The organism is Methanobacterium bryantii, from assembly GCF_002287175.1.
In the GTDB taxonomy this organism is placed as follows: domain Archaea; phylum Methanobacteriota; class Methanobacteria; order Methanobacteriales; family Methanobacteriaceae; genus Methanobacterium_D; species Methanobacterium_D bryantii.
Genome location: NZ_LMVM01000001.1, coordinates 603,116 through 615,131 on the forward strand (window position 1 = coordinate 603,116; position 12,016 = coordinate 615,131).

A 12,016-nucleotide genomic window follows, 5' to 3' on the forward strand; every position below is an offset into this window, starting at 1 on the left:
TAATAAAACTGTTCGGGTGGTTTTAATGATAAAAGAAGCAATTAAAATATTTAAAAATGATCTTAGAACAATTAAGCAGCTCCCAATACTTATGGTCTTTTTGATAGTGATTATATGCTTACCTTCACTGTATATCCTGTTTACCATTCCTTCAGCATGGGATCCCTATTCTCAAACCTCAAATATGAAGGTTGCTGTGGTTAATGGTGATGAAGGTTATAGTATTAATGGAACACACTATACTGTTGGAAATATTCTAGTTGATGAGTTAAAAAATAATACAAATTTTAGCTGGCAGTTTGTTGATAAAAACACTGCATTAGACGGTGTTAAAAACGGAAAGTATTATGCAGCTTTGATAATTCCAGATAACTTCAGTGAAGATTTACTTTCCATCGAAACTACAACTCCTCAACAGGCTAAAATACAGTATGTAGACAATGAAAAATTGAGTCCAATTGCAACAAGACTTACCAGTGCTGGGGCTAATGGGATACAAACTAAAATTAATGATGAAATAGTTAAAACCATCGACGGGGTTATCTTTGGTAAGCTCAGCGATGTTGGGGAAGTGGCTAAAGAAAATAAAGCACAATTCATTAAGTTAAGATCATTTATAAATGAGTTAAATGGAAAGATAGGTGTTATAGATTCATCAATATCTGAAGCAAATTCGGATATGGACACAGTACAAAAAATATGGCCTAAAATCAGTGCTGCCCTTCCTGAAATACAAAAATATTCTAATTATGCAAGGAACAATTATGATTCTTTGTACAATCAAATTTTATCTGATCCTCAGAAATCTTTAGCCAAAGTTCAGGACATAGAATCACAGGTTAACACGACCGTAACTGGTCTTAAGTATGTCGACGCAATTTTAACCAGTTTATACAATGCAACAGGTGATGCTCAACTAGAGCCTGTCATTAAACAAATTGAAACTGATATCAGCTATGCAAATCAAGTTCTCACAGTTTTAAAACAGATAGAAACTAATATAAAAGATGGTAAAAACCCTGGAGGAAAATTAACAGAGTTAAAATCTTTAATTGACCAGATGGACGACGGTGTGAATGTGCTCGTGGCAAACAAAGCTAATATAAACCATAAAATTAATAAAGCCGCGGCCACATTAAATATGGTTAACTCAAAATGGCCTACAATTAAAAGTGCCATACCTGTAGCTGCAGCTAAGCTTAATTCGATAAATGAAGAGGACATAGATAAATTAATAGCATTCTCAGATACTAACCAGGGTGATGTTAAAAATTACTTTGAAAGCCCCGTAGAATTAGAGAAAGAAAGCATGTATCCTGTGAATAATTATGGGTCTAGTCTTGCTCCATTTTACATTGCTTTATCACTATGGATAGGGTGTCTTATAGCCATAGCTATGGTAGCTGCGCGCGTGAAATCAAATATATATTCTGTTAAGGCGGCTTATTTTGGAAGAATGAATTTATTTTTAGTAATAGGCTTATTTCAGTCATTATTAATTGCATTGGGTGTATTGCTCTTAAATGTACAAAATTCATCCGCAGCACTAATGACATTAACCATATTGGCCATAGGCATGTGTTTTATGATAATCATGTATTCTGTGGTTTCAATCTTTGGAAGTTTAGGGAAAGTAATAGCAGTTTTAGCGCTGATTTTGCAAATTGCTTCTTCAGGAGGAATTTACCCTTCAGAACTCCAATCTACTTTTTTCCAGGTTATACAACCATATTTGCCTATGACGTATGCTATTAGAGCTCTTAGAGAAGTGGTTGCAGGGGTTTTATGGAACAGTTACTGGTATAATTTAGGAATAGTATTTATATTCACAGGCGTGATCTTAGTGCTAGCACTGCTGATTACTGGAAAGATAAATGATTCACAAGATATAGAAGAAAAATTAAAGGACAGCGGGTTAGTTGGATAATTCTTAAATATTTAGTTATCTATTGCAGGATAATTCCTCTATTTTTTATTAAAATAGATGTTTTACGTTGGACATTAAAGGAAATACGCTCAATGTCCAATAAAAACAATCTTAATCCAAATTAAATAGTAATACGCTCAATGTCCAATAAAAACAATCTTAATCCAAATTAAATAGTAATTTTGTACTTATTTATAATTTCATTTTTGTGATTGTGTGTTTTTATGCATATTTTATACGTAAAAAAGCTTAAAGTTTTAAGCCACGTAGATAGACATGATAATTGAATTTAAGAAATTAAAACAAAAGTATTTATTATTTTAAAAATAAAAAGGAAAGGGCATTACGTCCCTGTTACAAATCTAAATGTATATGCAGTACCTAAATTGTTACCTGCAATGTCTTTAACAGCAGATGCTGGAATGTAGATCTGATACACGTTGTAAGCGTATCTTTTTAAATCCATTTTGATTGAGAGAGTGTTGCCGCTTATTGATTTGTTGATTACAATTTTTTTTCCAGTATTCAGATTTATCATGTATATTTTAGACCAGTTAACACTTGATTTGATGTTTTCACTGAATTTAATGGTGATAGTAGCTGTCCTTGAAACTCCAGTAGCACCATTTTTGGGAGTGCTTGAAGTTACTTTTGGAGCTGTTGTATCATGTGTTGTGTTTCCAGTTGATGCGCTTCCAACTTTAGTGTCTAACGCGTTTATAAATGCATTTGCATCACTGTTTTTCTTAGCTGTTGAATCGCTCATGTAAGTTTCATAGATTATGGTAGGTATTCCTTTATTTGCGATAGGCACTGTAACGTACTGTGTACTTGTTGGGTTTGGTGGGCTGTATGTTACTAAAAATGACATAGCGCTGATTATCTGGTTGGCATAGGTTTTAGTTATGCTCGTACTTGAAATTGGATATAAAAACCTGTAATAATCATACCCACTATCTGCACCGTGATTTTCGTGAACGTCTACCACTAACATTGGATTTTCTTTAGAAACGGCAGGTACCACGAATTTTTGGGCTAATAACTGTCCATTCATTCTTCCTTTGCTGTAATCATCTGCATCCTGAGTTACATGAACTTTGTAAATAACATACCTTTTACTGAGAGTTGCTGATTTACTTGCCAGAGCATTTGCAACAGCGGTATGAATTCCATTTTCCTGGGGATGTACACCTACTATAATTACTATGGTTTTATTCGAACTTAAATTCCCGTAAACTTCTTTTTCCACATAACCATAGCTTGTACTGCCTATTACATTTGCGCTATTTGATGTACTAATTGTTGACCATGAATTTACTGAAACGTAGTTTGGTAGCACTTTATTTGTTTTGTAGTAGTTGAGTACCTTTGAATACATATAAACCATAGATTCAAAGCTGATGGTGTCTCCAGTACTGGTTTGTGTGGCGTAATTAGGTGCTCGTCCATTGGAATCCATGTAAGACTTAACGCGGTTTGCGATATCTAGATATTCTGCTTTAGTGATATTTCTGCTTGTAATGTTTTCTGATGGAGCAGTTGCGTTACCATAGTCTTTGAGGGTAATTGTTGCATTGGACTTGTTATTGTTGATATTTGACACTGCTGTAGTTGAAAGTTCTAAGAATTGCTGCATGTTCACCTGTTTTCCAGATAAATTTACAGTACTTGGAAGTGTGTGATTTGTTTCTACGTATGATTTCACCGCAGTCGATGCATTAACAACCTGATCTGTTGTGACGTTTGTAGAATTTGCTGCAGATATGTTGCTGATACTTAAAAAAAGTGCCATAGCAACTACTGCTACAAAGAACAATTTCCGCATTTTTCCGCCTCCGAAATTTTCAATTTGGGGGTTTCGAAAATTTCGAAAGAAATTTTCTTCAACATCCGAAAAATTTTCTATTTTTCGGGGTTCAGGAAAATACTACGTATTTTCCTTCAACCTCCTTTTTAAGGATAAATAAAATCTAAATTAAATGTTTTAATTTAAAAATTATTTACAGATCAGGATAGTTATCCATATCTTATAAATGATTTGATTTTAAATCAAAAATAAAGAGATTAAATAACGGATTTTATCATTTAAAACATTCTAATCACGTTTTATTGGTATATATTCCTGTTAGCATTTGCTTATTATTAACCAGACGATTTTAAATAATTTTTGATGATGTTTAAAAATTGATTAGCTTTTTTAAAAATCTTTAATTTTTTATATGGACTTATAATTATTTGATAAATAATTTGAGCTTAAAATTTAAAATATAAAGTTAATAAACGTTTTTTTATATTTTAATTAGTTAAATTAAAATAAAGAACAAGATTTAAAAGGTTATATTTAATTAATTTTATTTTTTATTGGACTAAAGAAAATTTTACATTGTATAAATAGAATTATGAAGTTATTTATGAATTAATACTATTTAATTAAATCTTAATTAATTATTAAAAGTGTATTATGATATTAAAATTAAAATAAATTTATTACAAATAAAAAAAATAGCATAACTACCTTTTGTGGAAATATTTAAATAAATAAAGCTCCTTAAACTTTATAGATATTATAAATAGAAGTTACTACGTGAATATAGAGATCATTAAATCAAAAATATTAATACTTGGTTAAAACACAGTGTTTATATTCAGGCTTATCATGCTACTAATAAAATAATTGCTTTTATAATGAAAATGTATATGTAATAAAAGCAGTACAACAAAAATAGGTGAAATTAACTTGTGAGAAGCTTTATACTTACTTAATATCATATTTGTGAACTATAAATAGAATAAATTAGCGTATATTCGCTGGATTTAAAAAACAAAACGTTTATGAAGATATTATTTTTAAACTTTTTTTTAGAAATATATTTAAGGTTTAAAATAATAAATAATGTAAAATTCAATTAATTGAAAACGCAATATGATCGCTTTATAATAATTAGGTGAGTTTTATAATAATGCGAAAAGGTAGATACAATAAATTCAAGTTATAAAAGAAAAGTTACAAATCTATTAAAATGTAATATTTAAAATGAAGGCAGCTAAAACTTTAAACTCTTTTTAATGAATTTTAATTTCATAATCAATAAAATAAAAAAATTCCGTAAGGATACAATTGTGTAATAGAAATATAAAGATTCCGTAAGGATAAAATGTGTAATAGAATGTGTAATAGGTGATAGACATGCGTGATATGTTCAATGCAAAATCGATTGCAGTAATAGGTGCGTCGGAAACAAAAGGTAAAATCGGATACGATATAATGAGATCCCTTTTGAATTACTATAAAGGAGAAATCGTCCCGGTTAATATTAAAGGCGGTGAAATACTTGGAATTACTGCCTGTACATCAATAAGTGAGCATGGTCCTGTAGATCTTGCAGTTATAACCATACCTTCTCATTTAATTCCTGCAACTGTTGAAGAATGCGGTGAAATTGGAATTAAAAATATTGTTGTAATTTCAGCAGGATTTAAAGAAATTGATGAAGAAGGGGCCCGACTTGAAAATGAATTAGTGGAACTATGTAAAAAATACAAGATCAAACTGGTAGGTCCTAACTGTTTAGGTGTAATGAATACATATAACGATATGAATGCATCTTTTTCCTCTGATATTGCCCACAAAGGTAAAATATCTTTTATGACCCAATCTGGAGCTATCATGGCAGCTATTCTTGATTATGCGGATAAAAAGAATATTGGTTTTTCCAGAATTGTCAGCCTTGGAAACAAAGCTGTGATCAATGAAAATGACTGTATGAAAGACTTTATGGAAGATGAAAATACAGAAGTTATAACTGCATATCTGGAAGGTATCGTTGACGGCCCTGGTTTTATAGAAGCAAGTAGAGAAGCTTCCAGGAAAAAACCTGTTCTTGTTATAAAATCTGGAAGAACTTCCAAAGGATCTGAAGCTGTTTCTTCACACACAGGTACAATTGCAGGTTCTGACTCTGCGTATGAAGCAGCTTTCTCTCAGTGTGGAATTATACGTGTAAATTCCCTCGATGAAATGATGGATTACAGTAGTGCTTTAGCTTTATCTCCACTTCCAAAGGGAAATAGAATAGCTATAATCACAAATGCAGGTGGTCCAGCAATTATGACAACAGATGTTGCAATAAAAAATAACCTTGAAATTGCTGAACTTACATGTGAAACTAAACAAAAATTAAAAGACGGATTACCTGCAACTGCAAGTGTTAAAAACCCTGTTGATGTTTTAGGTGATGCAAGCCCCGAAAGATATGCATTTGCACTTGAAACTGTTTTAGCAGACCCTAATGTAGATGGAGTAATTTATTTGGTTACACCTCAGTCTGTTACCGATGCTGATGGAATTGCTAAAGTTGCAATTGAACACGCAAAGAATTCTGAAAAACCAATTTTATGCAGTTTCTTTGGAGGAACTAGTTTTGAAGGGGCTGAAAAACTTCTAGCTGAACATCAGATACCAAATTACCTGTATCCTAAACGAGCTGTTAAAAGTATGAAAACTTTATACAACTACAGCATTATCAAAGACCAGGAATATCCAGACTCCCCTGATTTTGATGTTGACAAAGAAATTGTTAAAAACATTATTCAAGAGGCACAGGAAAAAGATATGTATACCCTTGGTCTTGAATCATTTGATATACTTAAAGCATACGGAATTCCAACAGTAGGCACTGCAATTACAAAAACCCTTGAAGACACAGTGAAAGCAGCTGAAGAAATTGGATATCCGCTGGTTATGAAAATAGTTTCTCCACAAATTTCACATAAATCCGATGTGGGTGGAATTAAACTTAACCTGAACAGTGCAGATGATGTCAAAGCAGCTTATGAAGACATGATGGAAAACATACCTAAAAAAGAACCTGATGCAACTCTTGAAGGTGTTCAGCTACAGAAAATGTTGTCCGGTGGTAAAGAAGTTATCATAGGTATGGTCCAGGATCCTACATTCGGTCCAATGATGATGTTCGGACTTGGCGGTATCTACGTTGAAATATTAAAAGACGTTAAATTTGCAATTGCACCTGTAAATGAAGAGGAAGCAAGGGAAATGATAGCTGGAATTAAAACTCATGAACTCCTCGAAGGAACAAGAGGAGATAAAGCAATGGACACTGAAGCCATTGCAGATATCATACTGAGAATTTCACAGCTTGTTACAGACTTCCCAGAAATCAACGAGTTTGAAATCAACCCGTTAATGGTCTTTGAAGAAGGAGCATTAGCTGTTGATATGAGGTTGATGTTAAAAGAAGGCGGATCTGGTCCTGTATCCGAACTTTCCCAGAGTGCAAGGGTAAAATCAAGTGAATAATTTTAAGGAAGGTTTAAATCCTTCTTAAAATATTTTTTTTATTATAAATGTCTCTATTTTTTCTATCTATCCTGAATTGATTCTTTTTAGAAACATTAAAGTTTCACCTTAAATTTGTAATTTAAAAAGCTAAGTTCCGCATCTTGGGATCATTTAAAAATTAATAAAACAGAAACTGCTTGAATAAATCTTAAACTTGGAAAAAATCCAATTAATTAATCCATTTTTCTTTTACATCATTTAACGTTATGCTTTCAGGTAAAAAATTTTTCACCATCCTGTTTACAAAAGTGGTATAGAAATTATTGCTGGAAAATACAGCTTTAGGAGTGCTGTCAATCTGAATTCTCCCATCAAATAGGATCATACACCTTTTGGAGTACTCGGCCGCAAAATCAATGTCATGGGTTGCCATTACAATAGTTAAACCATTTTTCTGCAATTTTTTTAATTTATACGCAAGATGTAATTTTGACACAGGATCTAAACCCTTTGTAGGTTCATCTAAAAATAAAATATCTGGTTTAGTGAGTAATGCTTTAACAATGGCTATTTTTTGTTTTTCCCCACCACTGCAGTCGTAAGGATGTTTATCCAGTAGATGAGATATTCCAAAAAATTCTATGAGTTCCTCCTTTTGAGAATCCAAAATCATTTGATTGTTATTTGAGTTAATGTTTTCATGACTATTTTGGAGCATATATTCTCGCAGTTTCCTGAATTTAGACGAGTTATTATCTTCAAATTTTTCCAAAAAGTTCAGTGATAACTCTTCTTTGACAGTATCTCTCCAGAAATGGATCATGGGGTTTTGGTGAACGTAGCCTACTCTAATTCCTTTTTTAAGGTTGACTTTACCCTTTTGTGGTTTGATAATTCTGGATAAAATCTGCAGTAAAGTTGTTTTTCCAGTTCCATTTCCCCCAAATATACTTATAAATTCCCCCTTTTTTATATCAAGAAAAACCCCTCTTAAAATAAGGTGGTCATTTATGTAACCAAACCAAATATCTTTGCATTTAAGCAGAACATCACTTGAATCTAAATTTTCTGAGTTTTTAAATAGGTTTTCATTTATTTCACGATATAACTCTGTGTTAACTTCTTTTAATTTTTTATCCAGAAGATTTAATTCCTGCATTCCTTCACGTATGTTCAGAGGTATTTTATATTTATTCAAAAAAGGATATTTAGATTGTAATAAGAAATGTACTCTAGCAACTGAAGGTAAATAGTTGCGGAATACTGGATTTTTGTTTGCTTTTGAGCATATTGTTCTAGGTTTATCAATGTATTTTATGTGTCCTTCATCCAAAAAAACTGCCTTATCTGCAAAAGGAAAGATATTATCTATTCTGTGTTCTGTAGCCATTATAGTAATTGAGAATTCTTCGTTTAACCTTCTTAACATTGACAAAAAATTATATGCAGCTATGGGATCCAGCTGTGAAGTGGGTTCATCTAAAAGAAGTAATTTAGGTTTTAAAACCAATAAAGAACATAAATTAACCAGCTGTTTTTGCCCGCCGGATAATTCAGTGACATTTTTGTATAAATATTTCTCCAGGCCAAAGAAAGATGCCATTTCAGCTATCCTGTTTCGGATATCTTCAGTAGGCAAACCAATGTTTTCTAAAGGGAAAGCTATTTCTTGAATGACATTGTCAGATACAAACTGATCTTCAGGATTTTGAAATAAAAAGCCAATTTCACATGCTGATTTTTTATCTTCGAGCATTTCTATATTTTCATCATCATAATAGATTTTCCCATCATAGACTCCTGCAGGACGTATTTCTTTTTTGATATTAGTAAGTAGTGTTGTTTTCCCAGATCCAGATGAGCCGCAGAATAAAACAAATTCGCCTGGAAGTACTTCTAAATTGATGTTAGAAAGAACGTTTTTGTCTTTTTCATTATATTTAAAATAAAAATTTTTAAAGCTGATTAATGCCATATCAATTTCTCCTTAAATTCTAAGTAAACTAAAGGTAGTAATAAAATTAAAAATGAAAAATAGAATATATTGAATATATTTTCTGAAAATGAAAACTGCAGTTGTGGATAAATGTTTATTCTTCCGTGACCCTGTAAAAGGCCAGTTATACATACTACAGCTGAGATAATGATAATTGAAATAAAATAATAATCGATTTTTCTAAATTTAAAGGATAAATAATTAGTTCGCTCAGTAATTCCATACCCTCTACCTTTCATTGATTTTGCAGCAAGCATTGATTCTTCTAATGACCAGGAAACAACAACTGCAAGCATTTGGGCTGTATCTTTAATTTTATTTATCTTTGTTTCATTGTTTTTAGCTGAACTTTCATGATTAAGCCTGAAAACTTTATTTACTTCACTTAACCTATAGTTTAACAATGGAATAAATCTCAAAGCCATTATAATTATTATAGAAATATTTGGAAACCTTTTTGAAAGAATATAAAGCATTTCCTGGTAAGAAACTGTGTTGTTATACGATGCAAATAGCAATAATATGATTAAAAGGGATAAGCTCATTAAAATACCATATACCAAAGCTTCCAGTGTAATAAAGTAACTTCCTATGATGTATATTTTTGTAACTCCAATGTGAGAAACTAATGGGTTCAAAATGATAATTAAGAAAGCCATGGGGATATAAAATTTAATTATATTCTTAAATTCGCTGTTAATACCTTGAAATGTGATTAAAAGAATAATACAAATTAAAAAAGATGCTAAATAATAGGGATCATTGAAAAAAAATGCAAATAATATCAAAATCAGGTAGTAAACCATATAAGTTGCTGGATGGATCACTGTAAATTTCATTGATTCACCATTTTGCAAATGTACCATGAACTAAGCATCATCCAATTTTCAATGATGGAATCATTTTCATCAAGCAATTCTTCAGTTATTGAAAATTCTTCATTCAAAATAGTAGGAAGTGTTTTCATAATGGAAACTGCAGCTTTTTTGCCAGCAGTTTCAGGAATTAAACCCCATTCAATTTCATCAATGATATGCAGAATAGATGAAACCATAGCCACAATCAATTGGTTTTTAGAAAAATTATGGAGATTTTCTATAAATTCTTTCTTTTGTTTCGTTCCTGGAATTGATTCTGCAGTTTGCCAGTATTTTTCTTCATCGATTCCAAAACGGTTCAGCCTGACGAGCATATTGCACTGTGAATCCTGCGTTAAATTGGTTTGGTTTGCAAGTGCTTTTGTAGTAGCTTCAATTACACATTTTCCTATTAACTCTCCTAATTTTGAATGTTTACCTGCATTGGTAAGGACGTTTTTACTTTCCATATTGGAAATTACAGAAATTCCATCTGTCCCAGAACCGGTGGCTATACCTGTTGAATATTTGCTTGGTGCCATAAGCTGTTGAAGCGCCACTGTTTTTGCTTCTACAGCTACTATCATGGCTTTCAGCAGCGTACTTTCATTTAATTTGGAATTTATTATTAAAATGGTGTTAATGGTCCCTAGTTTAAATTCAAATTTACCATTTTCTTCGTAGTATGATGCAGGATCTCCGGCACGCCCCCCATTAACATTTATCCCACCAGTTACTACTGCTGTAATTTCGATGTTTCTGAAACTTTTTGTTGATATGGCCGCATGTTCCATATCTGCAGAAGTAATAAGTCCCGATACTTTTTCAGGGTTTAAACCAAGCCTTTTGGCGGTAATTATCATGTAATCTTGAACATTATACCCTTCAAGGCCATCTGGATTACCTTCACATGGCTTTTTTAACTGGTGGTTAAATATTGCTTCAATATTTTCTTTGTAACCTCCATTTATCCATGAAGTGGTTATTGAATTCCTGTTTTCGGGTAATTTTACAACAACAGTATTTTTACACAGGTAAATACTTTCTCCTGATCCTGTTTTGAAAATTAATTTAGGTTTATAATTTGAATCTATATTTTCCCCCTTTTGATCATATATGTTCTGTGATAAAGTCATTAAAATCTCCTATACAATTAATTATAATTCTGTGTTTAAGTTTTTGTAATGCTAGGTATCTGGATATCGTTAATTTTGGAATAATATTTGTTATATGTGCGATTTAAGTATTATATGCATTTATTACTTTAATTTTTGTGATATAATTCGGTTTTCATGTGTTTACACCTTTGTTCAATGGTTCTGTTTGATTGGAAATGAACTTATCTTTAGCCCGGTTAAATATCCTTTTAAATAGGCCATACAGTAAAACTAACAAAATAACATTTGTAACTCCGTGTGATAAGTCAAATGGAACACTTGCAGCGAAAATACCTAAAAAAGCATTTAGATCTATGGTGCTAAGGAATGGCAACATTGAAAGATCGGTTATCCATCCATAAAAGAATCCCCATATAAAACCAAATCCTGCTCTTATATATACATTTTCAAGTTTAAAGCTGAACATTCCTGCTGTTAATCCCATAAGTCCCCAACCAATCATCTGAAATACTGTCCAGTAGCCAATGCCTAAAAATAGATCAGTAACGACCGCTGTTAGAACTCCTGTTATAAAACCAATTTCTTTTCCAAAAACAATCCCTGCCATTATAATTATGAAAGAGGAAGCCTGAATGCTGAGTAATGCTGCTGTAGGGAGTCTTCCTAAAGAAGCAATAGCTACCAAAATTGCAATAAGTACCATTGACTCGACACTAGGTTTTGATTTTTCGAAATATCTAAAGATACAGAGTATGACTCCAATTATTAGTATTAAAAATACTATTAAACTGATTAAAGTTAAAGAATCCATATTTT

The 12,016-nt window shown here is 31.8% G+C and carries 7 protein-coding genes; 2 read left to right on the top strand and 5 right to left on the bottom strand.

Annotation, left to right across the window (positions count from 1 at the left end; genetic code table 11):
* Positions 1-25 precede the first annotated feature (25 nt).
* Positions 26-1,927 (top strand): YhgE/Pip family protein, encoded by a 1,902-nt coding sequence (locus ASJ80_RS02795; RefSeq protein WP_069582675.1) that lies wholly within the window; start codon positions 26-28, stop codon positions 1,925-1,927.
* Between the two features lie 343 nt (positions 1,928-2,270).
* Here the strand turns inward: ASJ80_RS02795 and ASJ80_RS02800 are convergent, their stop codons facing one another.
* A complete protein-coding gene (locus tag ASJ80_RS02800) occupies positions 2,271-3,752 on the bottom strand; it encodes a pseudomurein-binding repeat-containing protein (RefSeq protein ID WP_083240847.1) in 1,482 nt (493 codons plus the stop codon).
* Positions 3,753-5,114: 1,362 nt separating this feature from the next.
* On the opposite strand from ASJ80_RS02800, the gene ASJ80_RS02805 reads away from it, so the two are divergent.
* Positions 5,115-7,247 carry an acetate--CoA ligase family protein gene (locus ASJ80_RS02805; protein WP_069582674.1) on the top strand — a complete coding sequence of 711 codons (2,133 nt, stop codon included), beginning with the start codon at positions 5,115-5,117 and terminating at the stop codon, positions 7,245-7,247.
* 211 nt (positions 7,248-7,458) lie between these two features.
* Here the strand turns inward: ASJ80_RS02805 and ASJ80_RS02810 are convergent, their stop codons facing one another.
* From ASJ80_RS02810 to ASJ80_RS02825, 4 genes are all read right to left on the bottom strand, one after another.
* A complete protein-coding gene (locus tag ASJ80_RS02810) occupies positions 7,459-9,204 on the bottom strand; it encodes an ABC transporter ATP-binding protein (RefSeq protein ID WP_069582673.1) in 1,746 nt (581 codons plus the stop codon).
* Positions 9,195-9,884 carry an energy-coupling factor transporter transmembrane component T gene (locus ASJ80_RS02815; protein WP_338036857.1) on the bottom strand — a complete coding sequence of 230 codons (690 nt, stop codon included), beginning with the start codon at positions 9,882-9,884 and terminating at the stop codon, positions 9,195-9,197. The genes ASJ80_RS02810 and ASJ80_RS02815 overlap by 10 nt, the downstream gene beginning before the upstream one ends.
* A gap of 176 nt (positions 9,885-10,060) precedes the next feature.
* Complete coding sequence (locus ASJ80_RS02820; protein WP_069582671.1) at positions 10,061-11,218, bottom strand: adenosylcobinamide amidohydrolase; 1,158 nt, start codon at positions 11,216-11,218, stop codon at positions 10,061-10,063.
* A gap of 154 nt (positions 11,219-11,372) precedes the next feature.
* Complete coding sequence (locus ASJ80_RS02825; protein WP_069582670.1) at positions 11,373-12,011, bottom strand: ECF transporter S component; 639 nt, start codon at positions 12,009-12,011, stop codon at positions 11,373-11,375.
* Between the last annotated feature and the right edge of the window lie 5 nt (positions 12,012-12,016).